The sequence below is a fragment of the Prosthecobacter sp. genome, from assembly GCF_044227185.1.
GTDB lineage: Bacteria > Verrucomicrobiota > Verrucomicrobiia > Verrucomicrobiales > Verrucomicrobiaceae > Prosthecobacter.
This window is the reverse complement of record NZ_JBGAFO010000009.1, coordinates 143,034-164,373: the sequence shown is the minus strand read 5'-3', so window position 1 is coordinate 164,373 and position 21,340 is coordinate 143,034. Positions and strand designations below refer to the sequence as shown.

Genomic DNA, 21,340 nt, shown 5'->3' with positions numbered 1-21,340 from the left:
CATTATGAATTTTACTCAGTGTTACTCTCAGAACTCGATTGTCGCTTATACACTCGCCAGCCGCTCGGATTGCGCTGTTCTCTTCGACTTAGGCAGTGCATCCGTGCCACCGTCGAACCTAGATGGCAGCGTCCTTTTCCAAAAATGGGATGCGGCTCCCACCGGAAGCCAGGGAGTGCGGCGGCGTGCTCTGCTCTTCTTCCCCAGCGATTCGCAACATATTGCCGAATATGTCGATACTGCCATCTCTAACGAGACTTGGGGAAAGCTATGTTATTGGCGGACACCTCTGCCAAATCAACTTCCCCTGACCTTCCTCACTGGAGGGTCGAGAATCGTCGGTATCAAACAGATCGGATTGGGCCTGGCGCAAGATGGGGGATGGTTACGCCCACGCTCGTTGGATGACCTCGACATCATGTGGGATACGGATCGTCTATTATTGTCGGTGCCGGACGCGGTCTGGGTCGCAGAAGATACGGACGCCAGCTCCACTTTGCTCTATGCCACGGGTCCAGAATGTGCCATCGATTTTGATCCTCGAGCGGTCTTCCCGATTGGCGCATTGGAAGTCATCGGCACTTCGACCGCCTTCGAAAATATTCCCTTTGAGATCGGTTACTCGCGACTCGTCGCTAATCCGGATACGACGGTTCAACGGCAATCAGTCCTTCGCGGGCGGGTTTTCTCTGCCAGCAACGATGGCACGCAGTCCACGCTGGCTCTCGACCCCCGCGATTCCGATCAGGGCATTCTGCTTCAGGATCCGTTCCTTTCCCGGGTGGAATTTGCGAGCGGCAGCCAGTGGCAGTCCAATTTTGTCACCACCCACGGCCAGAAAGTCGTCTTCTCCATTCCAGCCGATGCGGAGGCGGGCTTCGCCTCTCTGCAACTGGAGATGGATATCACCGACGGCACCACGACTGAGTCTCAGTTTGCTTCATTTGTGCCCGTTAAGAACTTTGTCTTTTCCAGCATCCAGCAGGCGAAGCGAATTACTTCACGCACCAGCGTGGAACCACATCGGATCATGACAGGGACGGCTCCCACCGAGCACGCCCTAGCGAACATCGGAGATACCTTTCGCTTTGAAAGGGGCAATCGCGCGCTCCTCCTCGTCGACGGCGATCCCTCTTTGCGGCGGCGCAGGACCCGGAGTCCAGATGACATCAATCTTGGCGACGCGGATCAACGCATCACGACCTCCTGGCTCACCGTGCTTCCTCAAGGTCACGGCGACGCGCCGACCTTCGTCTCCGAATCAACGAAGTCACCCCTATTCGAACCGCAAGCCCTCCGGAATCGCGCGCACCGCGGCCGCGCGGTCACCCGGCTGGGGCGGACGCACCTGCAGTATGGAACGTTTTCCGCGCAAAGCTTCGTCCCGGTATTTCCCTGGCCGGGCTCGCAGGCCACCGCTCCGATCGAGGTCGTCAAGACCGGCCCGGACTACGAGACCTCCTTCCTCGCCGATGCCCGCCGGAAGCTCTTTTCCGGCCCCTACTCTCGAAAGAAGCGCCCGGGCCGGGTCAATCGCTTGGACGGCGGCTCGACCATCGGCGTGACCCCGCAAGGTATCGTCGCGCAGATTACCGACTCCAATTTCACCGCGCTCTACTTTGGGGATCCAGATGCCGGGAGCACCCTGGCAAAGGAATTTACTATTGGGATCACTCCGGCCACCTCATCTTCGACCCAGAGCGAACAGGATCTGAGTGAAGAGCTACAGCGAAACCTGCGGGCCAACAACCTCTTCATCGTCCTGAGTCAGCACGATGGGTATGTGGATAAGGTGATCCAACTCCGGGGCAATGCCAACTCTTCGGGCGGCCAGTTGACCTTGCTCGGCATCGCAGGCTTTCACTTTGAACTTGGCTGGAATTCCGGCGCAAAGCCGGAAGACGCCGGGATCATCATCCTGAAATATTTCCGGGGGATGTCGCTCGCCACGCTCGTGGAAAAACAGGAGCTGTGGGCCTGCCGGTCACATCTCGCTCCCAAACTGGACTCCCAAGTCGTCACGAACGTGGCCAAGCTCCCGGCGAATAGCGGCGCGCAGAAATATTGGAGCAGCATCTGGGACGATAAGGATTGGCAAGGGGTTCTTTTCCTCAATTTCCTGCCTGAAACCGTGAGCGATCTGGTCGAGGCCTTGGGTGCCGGCATGGACATGAAAGCCTTTCGCTTCCACGATTTCGGCCTTTCCTTTCTCCCCATCAAGTCGAAGGACATCTCCGGTGGAAGCACCCCGGTGCGCATCGGCTCGGCGTTCGGGTTGCTCTGTTACGACAAGGCTAAGGCGACCACCATTCCTGCCACCGTTGGGAATGAAAAATATGAACCGATCGACACCACCACCGGCGAGCTCCCCACGACGCCGGACTATAAGTTCAGGGTTAACTTTCTGGAAGTCGCCTTCAATAACAGCCGGATCGCCAGTTTCCATGCGGACGCCGACATGTTCTTCAGCCACTTTATGTGGGATGAGGCGGTCACGCCGCCCTCCCCCCACGCGGATCCCAATGATCCCAAGGCGGTCCTGAACCTAGTCGCCTCCTATGAGGCCAAGGATGGTGACGATCAATCGTCCATGCTCCGCCTCACGACGAAAGAAGGCTTCAACATCAAGGTGGACTTTACCAAGGCGAATCCGAAATCGTTCCTCCAGGAATTGGAGATCACCGCGGCCGAACTCCGGGTGACGAATGTGCGGCCCCTCGGGAACGCGCCGCGGCAGATTGCCTTCTTCATTGGCGTCAAGGGCGACCTGAAGTTTGACCCCGCGCAGCAGCCCTTCCACGAGTTGGTGCATGTCAACAGCGTCCACCTCGACCAATTAGGCCTGGAGATCGACTATCAACCCGCCAACTCCGACGTGAAGTGCCGCTTCCGCGCCGATGGCGTCCGGGCGGATGTCGAAATCGGGGATGTTAGGGATTCGCTCTTCTCGATTTGTCCGCTCAAGTTGAAAGGGTTTCGCATGGCGATCGGCTCGCCCTTCGATCTTAAAGCGCTCAACTACTTCTCTTTCCCAGGGCTCGGCGGCGCCGGCAAATTGTTCGATTTCGCCTTCGATCTGGAGATTGATTTTGGCAAACTGGGAGGCTTGATGGGAGGTGCGGGAGGGCTGAAGTTTCCGCTTATCCTGGGCTGGCGGAAGAAGACGCTTGATTTCGGATTCGGCATCCAATTTCCAAACCTTAACAAGAAAGGTTTCGAGATTGGCATTCAACAGTTCGTCGCCATCCGCGCCGAGAAGGCGGATTTCCACGCCTGTCGCTCGGGCGGGAATATCGTCGCCCAGGTCATTGCGTTCAAGAACGTGCGGCTCGTCTTTTTCGGAAAAGAGTGGCCGAGCAATTTTCCGATCGATCTCGCCCTTTTCATCGGAACGAATGGCGAACGTAAGTTTGCCTGGATCTTTGGGCATCAAGCGCCACCGCATTCCTCGGAGGCACTGCAATATATTGCCGCCGGCCATCGGGTGCTGGTCCCTTCCGGGACAACCGCGGAGGCCATCATTGCTTCGGCGGAGGGCTACCTTACCCTGGAGCCCGGGAAGGATCCCTGTGCGCTGCTTTCGACGACGGATAAAAGTCAGGATGGCTGGATGGTGCTCTTCGATTACCAGAGCGAGGGGTTGTTCGAGGCTTGGATGGCGATTTGCGACAATCCCGCGGTCTATGCCCTCACGCTGAAACTCATCGGCAAAATCAAAATCGGCGCCGCCTATCGTCGCGTGAACGATAAACTCGGCGTCTACTCAGCGGAAGTTAACTTGGCCGACACGATCCCGCCGATGCAATTTGGCGTGGTCTCGGTCCGCCTGCCCAAGATCGCCACGGAGGTTTATACGGACGGCGGATGGTTGATCAACCTCGGCTTCGATGGACACGATTTTGGGGGCGGATGCCAGATCGAATTTGCCATCTTCCTCGGCACGATCGGCATGTATTTTGGCTATACCTCCGCGATGGCCACGAAGTCCTTGCTCATCGAGGAGGGCAAGTTTGGTTACCACGCTCCCCCGGCGACGATTGATAACGATTACGTCAAGAGCTTGTGCGCCATCCGCGCCGGTCTCTCCCTGCGAGTCGGGATCGGCCGAAGCATCGACCTCGGCATCCTCAAGGGCGAAGCCTCCATCAGCGTTTACGGAATCATCGAGGGCGCCGTGGTGTTTAAAGATGGACTCAACGTGGTCCTCTACTCGATCAAGGGAACCACCGGGATCATGGTCCTCATCAAGGCGGACCTGGACTTCATCGTGCTGCAGGCCAGCGCTTCGCTCTGTGCCTATCTCCAGTTCGAATTGGTGCTGTCGAAAGTGCTCGCTTACCAGCCCGGCGGGCTGAATGGGCACTACTGGGCTGCCACCATGCCGATCGTGATCGCGGCGGAGGTCGGCATCCATCTCCACTTCGAAGTGTGGGTGACGATCGGCTGCGTGCGGGTCAAGCTTTTCGATCTGAACTTTAGTGCGACGTGGCGAATTGAGGAGGAGATCGGCGGCTTCGATCCCGGCCCTGAATTGCCAGGCCACAAGGCTCGGAAGACCGCGCACCCCGCCCTTGCGGCTGCGCGTCAGGGAATGCCGCGTATCATCCCGCAACGAGGCATCTGGGGGCCGCCTCCCTCCAACCTTCGGACCAGCAGCGTGCAGACGCTGACCATCTACGCGGTGATGATGCCCTGCGTGGCCGACCCGGCCGACCTCGGCCAAACCACGGGTCAATACGTGCCGTGCCTCGTGGGACAAATGATGCTCGACGTGCACAAAGAGTTCGTCGTCCTTGCGCAATTCCTCACCGCTTGGGCACTAGGGCTGCCCGACTATTCGCAGAACCCGCCCATCTTTCATAGCGACATCGACGCCGCCCGCAGGAGGCTGCGCGACGAGGCTTATTGGAATCAAACCGGTGCGCCGCAGCTCCTCGCCGGCATCCAGGGTGCGTTCGATGTCACGGTCGTCGAGGCGCAACCGGATCCGGACCCTACAGACCCCGTTACGACTTATGCCGTCATCCCGGCCTGGCCCGGCATTACTTGGGGACTGGAGGGTGCCAAATCCAACGATCCAAAGTTGATCACCTTGCCCCCGGGACGCGGGGTATCCACCTCTACCCCCGGCGTCGGCGATGCCGGGATCAATGTGTTCTTGGACTACCTTCGTCTCCTCACCCTGTCGTTCCTCGCCGAAATGGATCGCCAGGTCAAGGCATCGGGCGTCAATCCCGGCCCACACGACGATCCGATGTTACCCTGGGATAAGATCTGGGAAAAGATCGCCCCGAAGCAACGGAGAAGGCGGGTCAAAGCGAACCGCTCCAAAGCTCGTCGCACCTCCGTCTCTACCCGCAAAGAAAGGGCTCTCTAACTATGGCCGAAGATACCTCCATCGTCGCTAACATCGCCCGGGACATGAACCGCCAGGTCCTCGGCGGAGGACGCTGTCTCAACGATCAAACCAAAAAAATGGAACCCGCCGGGCTTCTCACCGGCCAGCAGGCTCCGGTTAATCCGGCGGATATGAAAACGTATGACGTACGCTACCGCAAAAACGGGACGGATATCCCTGGCGGACTGTTGTCGGGCCATCGCTCTACCGTCGATCGGGCATACACGGCGGCGAAGACTGCGCTCACGGGAGACATGGGTGTTTATTTCGACCTTCAGGAGGATTTCAGCGTCCCCACCTGGCTTCTCACGCCGAAGCAATTCACCATCTCCACCGCCCTCGCGCCCGAGGAATTTGTCAACATCGACAACACCCATCGCGTCGCGCGCTTGCCCGCACCGGCGCTTATCGAGGCGGCCTCCAAGTCGCCCAAAGTCTCTTACTGTAAGGTCATCAAACTCGAGGAAGACAACGCAACTTCCCTGGCCTTGGAAACGATCCCCAAAGCCGATTGGAAATCCGCGATTCTCCTCCGCTGTCCGGTCAGGCTCGCTCCCTCTCCCCCCGAGAAAACCAGCCGGACACGCCGCGGGAAGACAAATCGGGCGGCGGCCCGGGCGCCGGTCGTCTATGAGTTGAAAGGCATTCCCCAAGGCGATCGCTGGTATCTGGACCAACTTCACCTTTTGCCCGGGCCGACTGAAACGGCCGTGCCACTCGCCGGGGCCACCCTCATGCTCTTCGTCGAATTTACCAATGCCAACAAGGAGCGCCAGCGGACCTTGGTTTCTGAATGGACGATGGCGCGGGATAACTTGAGCGGCCTCGCCCGGCCCGGCAGCACCTTCCAGCTGAATTTGCAGCACCTCAAAAGCAATTCTCTGCCCTATACGGCCGAGAGCGATTCGGCCGGGACCGATCCATCCGATGCTCTTCGTTTGCTTCAGATGGCCAGCATCACGAACAATGGTGGCTATTACTTTCGCGTTATCACGAGTGATGTGGATCTTTCTGCTGTGGCTGGAGAAGACATCGTGCTCTGCGTGGTGCTCTTGCTCCCGGATAACAGGCGGCTGCGGTCCGCCGACGAGTCGCGCTCCCTGCCGGTCTATGCCAACGCCATCGAGTTCTCCACGGCCCCTACCGGCGATCCGGCTGACACGCAGAATCGCATCCTGCGCTTCGATGAGAAGGAGCATTTCAACATCACCCCGACCTCTCCTCCCGGATGCCTGACCTTCGGATGGACCCGCCATCTGCCTTGGCCGATGGATCCTAAATTGGATGTTCGCGACCCCAATGGCTTTGCTGAAAGCATTCACCTCGTCGATTACGAAGTCGCAGACAGTAATGGCAAGCTGATCACCAGTTGGTCGCCGATCCCGGACTCCTACGACATCGATCCCGATAAAAATTGGAAGTCGTGTGTTTGTGCCGCGGATTCGATCACCCCGCTGTCCCCGACCAAGGATATTGGCATCGCCGCCCCCCTCTTCGACTACCGCGATCTACAGGATAAGCGGGTCGCCGCGAGGTATCTCCCCACCTCGACTGACCAGACCAAACGCGCTGCGCGAGCCACGGCGGGTGAGCATACTTTCAAATACCGCACCACGGTGAGATTTGCTTACAAGGACGTATTCAAACGTATGGCGGTGGAAGCGGACGCCGAATTTGCGCTCACGGCAGGCTTTCGGGATCTCTACGGAAACCGGCTCTTTGCCGGCTCGGCGAAAGCCAACCGCACGTTGATTTACACGGACGCTCTGATCAAGCCGCAGGATTGGCCTGGATTTCACTTCGCCGCGTCTGCCAAGGGCGGCCAGCTGTGTCTGAAAGTCTGGTTTGAGAGACCGGATCCCCTCAAATTTCATTTGGGGCAGGTGAAAATGGAAGAGATGACCAAGTCGTTCGGTGCGGCCCGTACGCGGGATATCGACACCTACGTCAACAGACGTCTTTTGACTTCGTCGGGGTTCTCGATCAGCAAGCTTCCTGATCAACCCACTCTTGAACAGCAACATCGCTTTGTGCTCGGATTGCGCGCCATCGTGGACGGGCCTAATATTTACGACCCTAAGGTCTTTAAACATGTTAACTTGAGAGATGAAACCGCAGCGCTAATTCTAACCAACCCAAAAGGCGAGCAACGCCGTCTCCTCAATCGTCTACTTCTGGAAGATAGTTTTCCACATACCTTGGCACCGTATCAGCCGCGAAATGTCAAGACTGACCATCAACTCCTGCAAAGATTGGCGTTGATCCTCGATCAGCTCACCGGGACGGCAGACGACGTAACCGTATCACTTTGGGATGCGGGACGCCGCCCCCTTGCTCAGCTCAATCCCAATGCGCCGAATGAGGCCGATCGTGCCAATTTTGATTACCAACACCCCTCGATCGATCTGCGCAAGGCGTTGCGCGAATACTTAGCCAAGATTCTGGCGACCGGGGGCATTCCGCCTACACAGCCCGTCGAGTGCTACTGGGACGTGCAAAAACGCAGCGATCGCCCGGGCCCCGTCAGGCTCTATCCAGTTTTGCAGATTGCCCGAGACACAACGCATTTGCCAGTCAACGAATTGCCTTCCGACGGAGACTTGAGCATTCAGATTCTACGGCAGATCCGTTTGGCCGAATCGGCGATGCCGCTCGCTTCTGGAGACGAGGGAACCTCTGCTCCGCATGTCGAATTCAAGGCCGTCGCCCTGGCCTTCCGCGCCCAGCTCCAAGTCGGCCCTTCTTGCCAGGTCGGGATGACAAGGAACCGCTTCAATGAACACGAACTCTGGTTCATACCCAATACTTCCTTCCCTACCCTCGCTCCGGCAGATCCGATCTACGCCACGCCACGGCCGCTCAAGAATCAGTTGGGCAGCGAAACGTTCGTCCTTCCCGACTTTACGAAATACGTCGGCACGTCGGCTTCGAACCAATGGAATGGATTTCCCCTTCCAGAGATTCCCACATCCTTCGCCGGTCTGGACTACGATGTCCTCGGCCGCCGGATCTTTGCCGCCTTCGAAGGAATGCTTACTCCCTTGGCCGTTACCGAGCCGAACGACACAAACATGACGCCCTGGTTTGCACCCTTGCTGCCCGCCAAGGACCTCGTGGCCATGCAGTTGGCCGATCCCGACAATTGTATCCTCCCGCTCTTTGCCGAACTGGTGCCCAGTGCTAATGCCAGCGGGATTAGTCGCATGGCGCAGGATGCTTTCCAAGGCAGCCTCAAGAATTTCTACGATATCGATACCTTGATCGGTCTGCCTCTCATCGCCCCAGTCGACGCGCCCCAACTGGCCGGCCGAATCCGCAATTACTATGGCAGGACCATCGCCACTTTCCCGCCTAAGCCATTTCCCGCGGCGAAGCCATCCGTCACTAGTCCGGTGAGCGTTCCGTCGTTTTCGGATTTTGTCATCTCACTTGACGAAGACTTCTCTCCAAACTCCGATCCCGCTGGCTATCTAACCCTCGCGTACCATCTCCCGCCCGGGGAAGAGGCCAACTGGGTGTCCTGGAAACCCACGTCCCTCGCCACCACGATAACTCACGTCCAGCTTCCCGTCCCCAATCAACCAGCATTGCACGCTTTCGATGCCGGACAGTGGTTGGAACTGGCCTTTCCAAATGCCAGCCTAGATCCCAACGTCACGCAGCAATGGAATCTCAAACAGTCCATTCCTGCCATTGACCGAGTTTTTCCGCCGGAGCCCGCTCTCAAGGCCGTGACGCCGATCAAGTGCATCAACTTCGTCACGGATATCAACGGCAACCCGCTCACCCAGACGAGCGAAGAGACTCGGCATGCCTCACGCTGGGGTTGGGAGATCGACTTTGCCGGTAACTACGACAATAACGATCGTGTCTATTTGGAGATCGATTACTACACCGAGGAGGCCACCAAACGTGTGGTCGCCAAGCATCTGGCGACTTGGCGACCTCAAAGCCTCCTACAGGTCCTGGTCGCACTCGATTCGCTGCTCGCGGCCTACCCTACATGGACCTCGACTGCGATTAATGACCTGCCGAGGTGGCGCAGTATGATCGAATCTCTTGCCAGCCTGCTCGATTCCTTCGTCACTTTCGTCAATCAGGTTCGTTCCAAAGCCACCGCCGCTCCGCCCACGCCGAATAACTATTGGCTAGATATTTCCACCGCCACGCCCACGGGAACCCTCCTACCTCCTTTTGGCACTCCAGGCTTGTTGGTGGATCAACTCCGATTCGCCATTACTTCGCAGGGCACCCAGCCCGAAACGCGAGAATATTCGATCACCGCCAACGTGGACAAGGCCAACGAGCCTCACAACCACCTGCTCTTGTTTGGGAGCACCTTGAATGCCTTGGGCTTTCAGCCAAGACTCTCGTTGAAACGAAATGTTAGTATCCCGGATACTCTTGGCCTCAAGTTCACGACCGATCCCCGGCTCGTTTACGAGAGTGGCCCGGTGGTCTGGCCGAAGATCGTCCCCGTCACCAATTCCTGGCCGATCCTGTCGGTGAACGATGCCAAGGGCCGGAAACTGACGGATATCATCCTTCAGACTCTGCAAGGGATTTTTGGAATCGGCTCAAACCTTGACGCTTTCACGTTGCGCATTTCCATCAGGCACGCGTTCAACCTCCTGCCCAGCGATCCCACCGGACTAATAGTCGAAGACCCCATTTGTCTCTTCCCGGTAGACTATGGTTATTCCTCCGTTGAATTACTGGCCGAAGCCATCGCGCACGAGTATGTGGTGTATCTCACCAAGCAGGGTGGGACGATCAATGAAAATCTGGACAAGATCGTTAGTCCGCGCCTACGGTTTGGCATTCAGGCCGCGCAAGGCAACGCTGAAGCCAAGCCGCCGACGCCTGTTTCCCATGTGCTCCTGGAGATCGAAGCCATCGAGATCCCGACTGATCAATTGAATTGGAGTGCATGAAGATTTTCCTCTCATTTCCAACCTTAGGACCACTCTCTTTGCCCCTCTTGCGATTGTGCAAAGATTGAGGGCACAGTCTACTCGCTTCTTTTCATCCAGATAATTCTTCCAAAAAATGAACACAAACTACAATTCACCATCATTGTCCGTTTTTGCCAGGAAATATTTACTTCGGTATGGCTACCTCAACGACTCCAAATCTACAAGCAGAGCCTCAGAAGAAGAGATTTCTTATGCCATTGCATTATTTCAAGACATATTTGGACTGGAGAAAACAGGCGTGCTAAACAAGCAAACATTTGATGCCATGAAGATAGAAAGATGCGGCATGCCGGATATTATAGACAATCGTTTTTCCAAGATTACATGTGCATGGGACCGCAAATCTCTCAATTACTCATTGGGGGACGCCACTCAGTATGTTAGTGCTGATCAAGCTTTTCAAGCTGTGCGAAATGCATTTGCCACCTGGTCATCGATCACCTCTTTTTCTTTTCATGAGGTAAGCTCCGATCAATTTCCGGATATTATCATCGGTTGGGTTACTTCTAGCGATTCCGATTTCCCAAATATGGCCCAGAATGATGTGCTTGCACATGCTGATTACCCACCCAACTGTGCTGTAATAAGCGGTATCGGCCCTCGCCCTTTACATTTTAACGACACAACGGCTATATGGTGTGTCGGGGCAACCCCAGGAGCTTTTGACATTGAAAGCGTCGCCCTTCACGAAATAGGTCATATCCTCGGCCTGGCTCACAGTAGCGATATTTCCGCCGTGATGTATCCAAGCGTTCAACCAAACGCTATTCGCCGCGATCTTGCGCAAGATGATATCGATGGAATTAGACAGTTATATCCATGATTAAGTTTTTTTGAAGTTAGCCACGCAATCAAATCTTAACTTTTACACCGTTCATTTCCTAAGATATATACATCCTCATGCGAGTACGGCGGAGCGCAGCAGCAGAGAAAACGCAGCGTCTGGGAGGCCGTGATCTGGTGCCAGGCTCCGGGTGGGATGAGGATGGCGTCGCCGGGGGAGACGGTGCGCGTTTCGCCGTCGATCTCCATGGCCCCCTGCCCTTCGAGGATGAAGTAGAATTCTTCGCTCAGCTTGTGGTAGTGGCGCTCGGTGGGGCGGCCCACAGGGACGGTGGCTTCGGCAAGGCTCTGGTTCTGCACGGGCGCATTGGTGCGGTCCAGGATGCTGCGAATGGTGCTGCCGTCCTTGGTGGTGAACGGCGGTTGTGCGGAAAGAGCGTTGAGAGTCATGAATGCGCTCCCAGCCTCAACGCTGGGACCGGGAGCGCCACTCGAAAATGTCTAAAGACAAGAATTCTCAGGCCACCAGCCCAAGCTCGGCTGACACATGATCTGAGCGGTCTGAGGCGAGGAGCTCGCCGATGGCGGTGAGGATCTCGCTGGCCGAGTAGGGCTTGTTCAGAAAGGTGTTGATCTGCATGGAGGCGAGCGCGGCGGCCTTGTCCTGCCGGCCCTTGGCGCTGCCCATGCCGCTGGTGGCGATGATCTGGATGGACGGGTCCATCTTTTTCAGCGTGCGCGAAAGAGTGACGCCGTCCATGAAGGGCATCATGATGTCGGTAAGCACGGCTTTGATCTCTCCACGGTTCTGGGAAAACTGGGCGATGGCCTCCGTGCCGTCTCCAGCCGTGATGACGCGATAGCCATGCGCGAGCAGTGTTTTCTGCACGACCTCGCGAATGACCTCCTCGTCATCCACGACGAGGATCATTTCCCCCTGGCCGCGGGGGGCCTCCATGGCAGGTGCCGCGCTGCTGGCCGCCACCGCATCAGGCGCGGCAGGCAGGTAGATTTCAAAGGTGCTGCCCGCCGAGACCCGGCTGCGCAGATTGACGAATCCTTGGTGGCTTTTGACGATGCCCATCACCGTGGAAAGGCCCAGCCCGGTCCCCTTGCCGGTCTCCTTGGTGGTGAAGAAGGGATCAAAAATCTTGTCGATCACATCAGGAGAAATGCCTTCTCCGGTGTCTGACACGCGGATCACCACGTAGGGGCCGGGCATGGCGTCCACGTTCATGGCCGCAAAATTTTCGTCCAGCCGCGTGTTCTCTGTGGCGATGGAGAGCGCGCCTCCCGCCGGCATGGCGTCGCGTGCGTTGACGCAGAGGTTGAGCAGCACCTGGTGAAGCTGCGTGGGGTCGCCGATCACAGGCCACACGTCTTCGGGCGTTCTGGCGGAGAGGCTGATGTTCTTTGGGAAGGTTCCGGACATGATCTTCATCATGTCCGAGGCGATCTCGCTGATCTGCACCACATGGCGCTGGCCGCTCATGTCGCAGTTCACCGTGAGAAGCTGCTTGATGAGGTCCGCCCCGCGCTGGGCATTGGTCTCGATGTTGGTGAGCATCTTTTCAAAATCGTCCGGCGGCAGCTTGCGCCGCAGCATGAAGGAGGAGATGAAGATGGGGGTCAGGATGTTGTTCATGTCATGGGCGATGCCGCTGGAGAGCCGGCCGACGCTTTCCATGCGCTGCGAGCGCAGGAACTGCGCCTCCATGTTTTTTTTCTCGGTGATGTCCTCGACCACGGCGACAAAGGATCTCACGCCGTCCATCTCCAGCACGCTGATGCGCGACCGTGTGATGAACGGGGTGCCGTCCTTCTTCCGCGAGCTCATCTCCCCCATCCAGGCGCCCTTTTCACGCAGAATGCCAAAGAGCTCGTCCATGGCCTGCCTGCCATCCTCCGCGGGCAGATTGCGGATGACGGAGTAATGCTGGCCGATGAGCTCCCCGCCTTCGTAGCCAAACATGGTGTTGCAGGAGTTGTTGCTGAAGACAATGCGTCCGTCTTCATCACAGACGGTCACGCCTTCGGCCATGCTCTCCAGCACACGCCCCTGCATCTTCAGGGCTTCATCGGCCTTTTTGCGCCCGGTGATGTCGGTGTTGATGGCGAGCACCGATTTCGGCTGCCCTGCGGCATCGCGCACGAGAGTCCAGTGTCCTTCGATCACCAAAGAGCGGCCGCCTTTGCCGATCTGGTGCAGCTCCCCCACCCATTCCCCGGTTCGCACCACCTGCTCCCGGGCGCGGTGAAACGCCTCCGCGTCCTTGTAGAGGAGCTGTGCCACGGAGCAGCCGGCCACCTCCTGTGCGCTCCAGCCGTACAGCCTCTCCGCTCCTTTGTTCCAGTAGGTGATGCGCTGCTCCAGGTCATGCGCGAGGATCGCATCCTGGGCTTTGTCCAGAAGGGAGGCCTGCTCGCGGAATTTTTCTTCCAGCGCGCGGCGCTCCGCCATCTCGCGTTTCAGCTCCTCATAGGCCTGCTCGGCCTTCTCCCGATGGCGCACCGCGTCCGCCATCATGCTCACCGCCGCGGCCTGGGACTCCTCCAGCTCCCGGGTGCGCGCACTGACCATGCGCTGGAGGTCGCCAAACTCGACCTTCGACTCCTGCAGCCGCAGCCATTTTTGCGTCAGCGCATTGGCCATCTGCAGAATTTCGATCGTGTCGAAGGGCTTCTTCAGCACCATCAGCCGGTCCTGCGGATTGATCTGGTCCTGCATGTCGTTCCAGGAGCAGTCGGAGAATGCCGTGCAGATGACCACCTGCAGGTCCGGGCAGATCTGCCAGATGCGCTGGGTCGTCTCGATGCCGTCCCAGCCCGGAGGCATGCGCACATCCACAAACGCCATGGCGTACGGGCGCCCCTCGGCCAGGGCTTTCTCCACCATCTTCAGGCCTTCTTCACCCTGGCAGGCGGTGTCGATCTCAAACAGCATGGGCGCCGGGGTGCCGAAGATTCTGGCTTCGGCGGCCTCCAGCGCGGCGTCCGGGGAGTCCGATTCACCAAGGATCTTCCGAAAATCATCATGGATGGCCTGGTTGTCATCAATAACCAGAATGCGGCGGTTGAGATTATCGGTGGTGGTGTTCATCATATTGTTTGGTTGGGGTGCGACAAAGGAAGCTCGAGTGTGAAGACTGCGCCGCGGCCGACGCCGCCGCTTTCGGCCATGAGCTTTCCGCCCATCTCACGCGCGGCCAGGGCGCCGCTGTGCAGGCCGAAGCCATGGCCGTCTTTTTTGGTGGTGAATCCGTGCTGAAAAATCCGGGTCAGGTTCTCCGGCGCGATGCCGGCGCCATTGTCAATGATCTTGATCTGCACGGTGTCGCCGCCGTCCATCGACACGCGCACCTTCAACTGCTTTTCCCCGGTGAGCTCGGCGAGCGCGTGCTTGGCATTGCTCAGCAGGTTCACCAGAATCGGCATCACTTTGTGGCGGTCCAGCACGACGGGCGGCACCGTCTCAAATTCGCGCACCAGGGACACTCCGTGATGCATCAACCCCACGCGGCTGATGCTGATGGCGTCTTCAATGATTTCGGCCACCTCCAGGGTTTCGAGGACGCCCGCCACCCGTGCGTGGTTCTGCTGCATGGAGACGATCTGCTTGATGTGCTCGATGTTGTTTTGCAGATACTTCACCTCTTCCAAAATCGCTTTCTGCGGCTCCGCCAGAGTCTCCGCCAGCCGCACCAGGTAGTCCGGCAGCTCCCTGCCCCGCGCGTCATGAGTCAGGAAGTCCGGCAGGTGGTGCTGATGCTCGCGCAGCAGACGGGCCACGTTTTTCAGGCTGGCGATCCTGAAGTGGCGGATCTTCCCGGCCACGGTCTCGGCGGACACATTCACGCTGTTGAGCACGTTCCCCACGTTATGCAGCACATTGGTGGCCACCTCCGCCATGCCCGCCTGGCGGGAGGTCATGAGAAGCTGCTTGTGCGCCTCCGTCAGCTCCGCGGTGCGTTCGATGACCTGGCTTTCAATCTGCGCATTGATGCTTTCCAGCCGGCTGCGCCGCTTCGCCACTTCCAGGGTCTCCGTCAGATTCTGCTGAATCGAGATCATCAGGAAGACATCCTCGATCATCACCCAGCCGACGTGCTCCAGCCACCGCCACTGGCTCACATCCACTACGCCAAAGATGGACTGGGGCCAGAGGATGCCGCGCACCACATGGTCTGCCACCACCACCAGGGTGGCCGTCACCAGCACCCGCCAGTCCCGGTAGAATGCCAGGAAGGTCAGCGAACCGAAGATATGAAAGTGTGTCTCAAAGCGGCCCCCCGTAAGGTGAATGAGGAGGGCCGAGGTCAGCACCTGAGACACCGCGATGACATGGCGCGTCACCACCCGGCCGGGCTGCCGCCACGCCAGCAGCACGGGCGCGGCGCTGATCGCCCCGCCCAGACAAATCGCCGCCCAGACATGCCACAGGGGCAGAATGCCGGAGCCGTTCCACGCCATCGGTGAGATCCAGACGGCGATCACGATGCCCCCCAGCCATTGCATGACCATGAGCTTCGCAAAAAGCCGGTCCGTCAGGATGTGGTTCCGGCGCTGGGAGATGCGATAAAGCCGCGCTGTGCGCTCCTCCTCGACCCCGGGCAGCTCCCCTTTTTTCTGGCTGGCTATGGAGTACATGCGGCCGCTCCTCCTTGCGGTTTTGCCAGGGCAAAGGGTTTCGCTCGAAAAAGCTGGGGGAAATTGAGGACCATTTTCCTGATTATTTTATCAACATTTATATTTATTGTAAATATTAATAAATATAGGCTCAGGTCATAATTTACCAAGCTTCATAAGGCTAAGGGAAGCCTTAGGCTCAACCTCCCCTTTTCCGAGGCATGTTTTGCCGCGTCGGCCTCGGCAGGTGGCCCCTCCCACCCCGTCCCAATGCATGCATTTGCGCAGGAGCGACTTGTGGAGGCCTGGGCGCGTGGCTACTCCTAGCCTCATGCCCCACGGATTTCCCCTCGCACACTGCCGCGCCGTCATCACGGGCGCCTCCTCCGGCCTTGGGGCTGAATTTGCCGGGCAGCTCGCCCCCCATGCGGAGGTCCTGGTACTTGTGGCCCGCAGGGCCGAGGCCCTGGAGGGAGTGAAGCAGCAGCTCTCAGCCTCCCCGGCGCGCATCCTTTGCTGTGTGGCTGATCTGGCGACCGATGCCGGACTTCGTACCGTGACTGACTTTCTCGCCGCAAACGGGGTGAAGCCGAATTTGCTGATCAACAACGCCGGGATGGGAGACTACGGAAGCTTTGAGAGTTCCGCGGCGGAGAAGACGCGCGCGCAGATCGACCTGAACATCACGGCGCTGACCATGTTGACGCATGCGCTGCTGCCGCAGATGGAGCGGCCGGGCGGAGTCGTGAATGTGAGCTCCCTGGCCAGCACCCTGCCCATGCCGGCGCTGGCGGTGTATGCGGCCTCGAAGGCCTATGTGACCAGTTTTTCAGAGGCGCTGGCGATTGAGCTGGCGCCCAAGGGGATCACCGTGAGCTGCGTGTGCCCCGGGCCGACGCCGACGAACTTTAGCAAGACCGCAAAACGTTCCGATGGCACGGACACCAACCGCGAGGGCCAGGGCCTGCTGCGCATTCCTCCCGCCCAGGTGGTGGGTGCGGCGCTGGAGGCGCTGCAGCAGGGGCGGGCCTGCGTGTTTCCGGGCCTGGGGGTGTCCATTGCCAGCCGGGTGTTTCGGCTGATGCCGCGTGGGATTCTGCGCTGGGTGCTGCGGCGGCGCGCGGCCAAGGAATGATCATTGCGCAAGTGAGGGGCTGCGTTGTACAGTCGCCCCGTGCGCTGTCCTGCCTGCCGAGCTCCTGCGATTGAAACTGATGCCGCCTGCCGGCAGTGCGGGTTTTCGCTGGAGGTGGCGGACCGGACCTTTGGCATTGCCCCGGCGCTGGCGGGGCCCATTGCGGACAGCGCGGGGGTGCTGGGGGGATTTGCGCAGAGGCGGGCGGCGCACGTAATCGCGGAGGTGGAGCGGCGCTTTCCACAGGTGAGCGTGGCGGTGGTGCTGATGGAGGTGCCGCAGCAGGCGCCGATGGTGCCGTATGCGTTCTGGATCTTCAACCGCGGCAGTCTTTCCAGCGCAGTGGAAAAAGGCGGCGAGAACCGGCTGGTGATGCTGCTGATCGACACGAACTCTGACCGGGCGATCGTGATGGTGGGCTATGGGCTGGAGCCCTTCATCCAGGAGGTGCATCTGCAGGCCTGCCTGCAGGCGGCGGAGCAGCCGCTGCGGCGCAGGCGCTATGCGCAGGCCATCGAGTCCTTTGCCCGGGAGCTGGACCGCCAGCTGGTGGCGCTGTGCCGGCTGGTGCCGAAGCAGTTTGGCCTGGTACCGGAGGCGCAGTGGCTGAATGCCAGCGCGGCGGGAGAAGGTACTTTGGGAATGGCGGAAAACCTGTATTGATCAAAGACATGCTGACACGACGACATTTTTTACACCTGGGCCTGATGAGCGGAGGGGCATCCCTGCTGCAGGCAAAGGAATTCCTGCCTCAAAACGTGACCTTCAAGGGGACGGAGAAATTTCAGCAGGTGGTGGCGCTGGCGCAGGCACAGAACTGGGCGGCGCTGCCCATGGGCGCGCGCGTGGCGCAGTTCGGCCAGGCGCTGCGCGGGATCAAGTATGTGGGCTGGACGCTGGAGATCGATGACCAGGTGGAGTCCCCCTCAGCCAATTTCACCGGGCTGGACTGCTGGACGTTTTTTGAGATCTCCCTGGGGCTGGCGCGCATGATTGGCAAGCGGCAGAGCAGCTATGCGCCGTCGGATCTGCTGAAGCAGATCGAGGAGACGCGGTATCGCGGCGGGGTGTGCCATGGGCAGTATCTGGACCGCCTTCACTATCTGGACGAGTGGTTCACCGACAACGCGGCGCGCGGAAACATCCGCTATGTGACGCGGGATGTGGGGCCCGTGGTGCGGCTGACGGGACGCGCCAATGACGAGATGTCGCTGAATCCGAAGCTGTATCGCTACCTGCGCGCAAATCCCGCCCTGGTGCCCGCGCTGCGGCAGATCGAGGCACGGCTGGAGCAGGTGCCCTTTGACTACATTCCGAAAGACCAAGTGGCCGCCTGCGAGCCGAAGATTCAGAGCGGGGACATCATCGGCATCGTGACCAGCCGGCCCCATGTGTTCTGCTCCCATGTGGGCCTGGCGCTGCGCACCGGAGACGGCGCCTGCCACTTCATGCACGCCTCCGCGACGTACAAGAAGGTCGTCGTGGACAAGACGATTCATGAGTATTTGTACTCCGTGAAGAGCCACGCGGGAATCGTGGTGGGCAGGCCGCGGTGAGCCGCCATCACCTTACACCTCTCGTTTATGCCTGAAGAAACGCATGCCTTCGTCATCCGTAAATATGACCCGGACGATGCGGAGTGGGGATGCACGTCCAACGGGCTTACGGCAAAATCCGTTGCCGATGTTGAGGAGTTCGGGCTGGAGGCCGGACTGCCGGTGAAAGAAGCGGGTTACTCAGGAAGGGTGATAAATGTCGCTCTGCACGAAGACGACCCGCGCCTCGCCCGGCTCTATGAAGCCATTGAAGCCAGGTATCAATTCAAGCCCAGTCCGTGGAAGGTCGTCCCCGTGCCAGAGCGCGGCCGGTACTTTGGCGTCACGCGCAAGATGACCTGGAGTGAAGAGGAAATCGATGCGGCGGAGTTTGTGGAGCTTTCGTGTTCCAGACAGATCGCGAGCCATGAAAACCCTGATGATGAGCAGTGGGCGCGTGAGGACTATGTGGCTGAAGTGGACAAAAAGCAGTCCACCCAGGTGCAGCTCGGCATCATGTCGCCTTTCCACGGCCTTGCTGTGGCGGAGCCGCTCAGGTCCAGCCTGCTGGCGGCAAACCTGGAGGGGCTGAACCTGACGCCGGTCATTTTTGTGCGCGGAGGCACCGTCAAAAAACCGCTCTGGGCCCTGAAAAGCCATGTGATCTTACCGGACACTTTGAATGCCATCCAGAACGGACAGGGAGAAGTGGTCGCCTCGGACAAGGGCTGGGAACGCTTCGAGTCACGCCATCTGGATGACGCCGGACGTGATCCCCCCGCCCTGCGGTACCAGCGCGCGCAAGTGGAAGCCCTCAAACCCTTCGACATCGCCATGACCCGCGCACGCCTTGGCAACGGCCGCGAGATTTCCTACCGCTGGTGCATCATCTCTCAAAAGTTCCGCGCCGAATTGATGCGCCTCAAGGTTCCTGGCCTGCGTTATGTGCCGGTGGCGCTGGAGTGATCACGCCAGATTTCTTGTTTATTGAGGCTCATTCGATTTCATTCGGCTTGTCAAAAAGCTCCTGAAACTTCTGATTTCTGGCAATGAAGGCAGTTGCTTCCGAGCCGTCATTCTCGCAAAGGCATTCAAATTTAAGCTTCTTAAATATGTCGGTCCAATGCCCGAGTTCTTTTCTTTGACATCCAACACAAAAAGCCAGCGGATGATCATTGATGAATTGCTCCCATTGTTCTTTATCGTCCATAACGAAATGGCACTTTTCGAGGTCGATTTCGGAGTCAATTTTGTCCGCAGTGATGAAAATCATCAAAGGATGCTTGGTTTCGTACATAAACCTTTTGAAGAGCTTGTTCTTGTAAGAACCGACGTGAGGACCCCGACATTCCAGGATACCATCAGGCTTATCGAGCCCATCTTTCACCTTGATTTTGCTGGACAACTGCAAGCCGGAGGCGGCCGCGAGAAGCAGCGTTTTGTTTCCTGGACGGTGAACTTTTTTGGCGGCATCCGAAAGCTTGCGAATTTCGGCAAGCTCTCTCTTGCGTAATTTCCCGGGCGGGAACAATGGACTTCTGTCCATGGCAACATTGATTGCCAAAGGACCAAGCGCCGCACCATAAGTCTCTTCCGGCGTGCCCCATGGAAAGGGAGTGCATGGGATCAAGTGCTTGAGCCAGAGAATCAAATAGGCGAGCACGTTGTTCGTGCTGACTTGAACATGCGGATTGCCATTTTTGTCCAGCGCCCGCGCCTCGGTAAGACCACGACCAAGCTGGTCTGCAACATAAATCAGTGTTGAACCGGACTCAAAGAACAAGCTGAGATGTTTTTCGTTGATAGCTTGCAAATAAAAGTCCGAAAAGCACCTCGCCAGCGCGGACTTTTCTTCAGGATGCTTGATCACCCGGCTGTCGAGAGTGTCAAGCGCGCTCAAAGCTCCCACAATATCCACGATGTAACGGTTTCTGGAAATGGAAGTGAAAGCGTCGCGTTGACTGTCATTCTCAGGCTCCCTAACCCAGCCCCGTAGCTCTGGAGCCTTTACCACTGCAAACAAGGATTTAATGACTTCGGCTTTGAACTCCGGTTCAGCATGGCGGAACACGCAAGCAAAGTGTTTGTCAGGATTCTTGACAACGGCCCTGAATGCTTGAAACGCTTCCTCATTGCGAATTTCAGCCACATCATCCGGGTCTTTGCTCTTATACAGTTCCGCACGGAGGCTGCGCACATCATCGTCATTCACCACAAAGGTCAGTATTTTAAGCCCGGACTGCACCGCGTGCTCATATTCCATCTGGGTGAAGCTCTTTTTGACCATTCCACCATCTGCGCCTGTGACATCGAGAGTCGAACCATACCGATACCCCACTATAACGACATAAATCTGGCACTGTTCGATGGCACGTTTGATGACATTTGGCACCGGCTCTGCATGAGAGGAAAACCGCTCCAATGCAACGGGTATGTGTTCGCAATCCAAGACAGCATCCAGCACCTGCCGACGACGTTCAGGCAAGTCCTTGAAAGTCGAGCTTATGAACACTTGATACTTGCGGACAATACTTGTTGGCTCGGATTTCATGACGATTCATTGGTTGATCATGGAAGACGGCAACTCCCCGTTCAGGAACTTACGGCAAAGAGTGTCGCGCAGGGTGGCAAGGGTGCTGGATTAGTTGAGGCTGGCTGTGATTTAGGTGAGAGCGGCGTAACCTATGAGGGTAAAGGCCGCCATGAAGGGTTTCAGCAACAACGCAACGCGAATAAGGCTGAAATACTGTTGCTGGTTTCTGCTAAAGTTGTCCCTGTGGCTAGGCTTTTGATCTCTAGGCGGGCAGTTTTATTGCGTGACTTATGGGCGGATGCCAAAGCTTGGCTTCAAAGGCGAAATTGGCGGACGATGAAACATTGGGGCTCG

General features: G+C 58.1%; 11 protein-coding genes. 7 read left to right on the top strand and 4 right to left on the bottom strand.

Annotation, left to right across the window (positions count from 1 at the left end):
- Nucleotides 1-4: 4 nt before the first annotated feature.
- From ACILSQ_RS20970 to ACILSQ_RS20960, 3 genes are all read left to right on the top strand, one after another.
- Nucleotides 5-5,377: a hypothetical protein gene (locus ACILSQ_RS20970; protein ID WP_395745615.1), complete on the top strand. Its 5,373-nt coding sequence runs from the start codon at nt 5-7 to the stop codon at nt 5,375-5,377.
- A 2-nt stretch (nt 5,378-5,379) separates the two neighbouring features.
- Nucleotides 5,380-10,332, top strand: a complete 4,953-nt coding sequence (locus ACILSQ_RS20965; RefSeq protein WP_395745614.1) for a hypothetical protein — start codon at nt 5,380-5,382, stop codon at nt 10,330-10,332.
- Nucleotides 10,333-10,447: 115 nt separating this feature from the next.
- Complete coding sequence (locus tag ACILSQ_RS20960; protein ID WP_395745613.1) at nt 10,448-11,197, top strand: matrixin family metalloprotease; 750 nt, start codon at nt 10,448-10,450, stop codon at nt 11,195-11,197.
- A gap of 35 nt (nt 11,198-11,232) precedes the next feature.
- On the opposite strand, the gene ACILSQ_RS20955 is transcribed toward ACILSQ_RS20960, so the two are convergent.
- From ACILSQ_RS20955 to ACILSQ_RS20945, 3 genes are all read right to left on the bottom strand, one after another.
- On the bottom strand, nt 11,233-11,607 hold the full coding sequence (locus ACILSQ_RS20955) for a cupin domain-containing protein (RefSeq protein ID WP_395745612.1): 375 nt from the start codon (nt 11,605-11,607) through the stop codon (nt 11,233-11,235).
- Between the two features lie 67 nt (nt 11,608-11,674).
- The gene (locus ACILSQ_RS20950; protein ID WP_395745611.1) at nt 11,675-14,257 is read right to left on the bottom strand and encodes a PAS domain S-box protein; all 2,583 of its coding nucleotides are present in this window, start codon (nt 14,255-14,257) and stop codon (nt 11,675-11,677) included.
- A complete protein-coding gene (locus ACILSQ_RS20945) occupies nt 14,257-15,804 on the bottom strand; it encodes a sensor histidine kinase (protein ID WP_395745610.1) in 1,548 nt (515 codons plus the stop codon). The genes ACILSQ_RS20950 and ACILSQ_RS20945 overlap by 1 nt, the downstream gene beginning before the upstream one ends.
- Nucleotides 15,805-16,114: 310 nt before the next feature.
- On the opposite strand from ACILSQ_RS20945, the gene ACILSQ_RS20940 reads away from it, so the two are divergent.
- Genes ACILSQ_RS20940 through ACILSQ_RS20925 form a run of 4 tightly spaced genes read left to right on the top strand, consistent with a single transcriptional unit; the run spans nt 16,115 to nt 19,419 of the window.
- Nucleotides 16,115-16,918, top strand: a complete 804-nt coding sequence (locus ACILSQ_RS20940) for an SDR family NAD(P)-dependent oxidoreductase (RefSeq protein WP_395745609.1) — start codon at nt 16,115-16,117, stop codon at nt 16,916-16,918.
- Between the two features lie 39 nt (nt 16,919-16,957).
- Nucleotides 16,958-17,581, top strand: coding sequence for a TPM domain-containing protein (locus ACILSQ_RS20935; protein WP_395745608.1), 624 nt, complete (start codon nt 16,958-16,960; stop codon nt 17,579-17,581).
- An 8-nt stretch (nt 17,582-17,589) separates the two neighbouring features.
- Entirely contained in the window at nt 17,590-18,474 is an 885-nt protein-coding gene (locus ACILSQ_RS20930) for an N-acetylmuramoyl-L-alanine amidase-like domain-containing protein (RefSeq protein ID WP_395745607.1), read from the top strand.
- 27 nt (nt 18,475-18,501) lie between these two features.
- Nucleotides 18,502-19,419 (top strand): hypothetical protein, encoded by a 918-nt coding sequence (locus ACILSQ_RS20925; RefSeq protein ID WP_395745606.1) that lies wholly within the window; start codon nt 18,502-18,504, stop codon nt 19,417-19,419.
- A 28-nt stretch (nt 19,420-19,447) separates the two neighbouring features.
- On the opposite strand, the gene ACILSQ_RS20920 is transcribed toward ACILSQ_RS20925, so the two are convergent.
- Nucleotides 19,448-21,004 carry a DUF4062 domain-containing protein gene (locus ACILSQ_RS20920; RefSeq protein WP_395745605.1) on the bottom strand — a complete coding sequence of 519 codons (1,557 nt, stop codon included), beginning with the start codon at nt 21,002-21,004 and terminating at the stop codon, nt 19,448-19,450.
- Nucleotides 21,005-21,340: the final 336 nt, after the last annotated feature.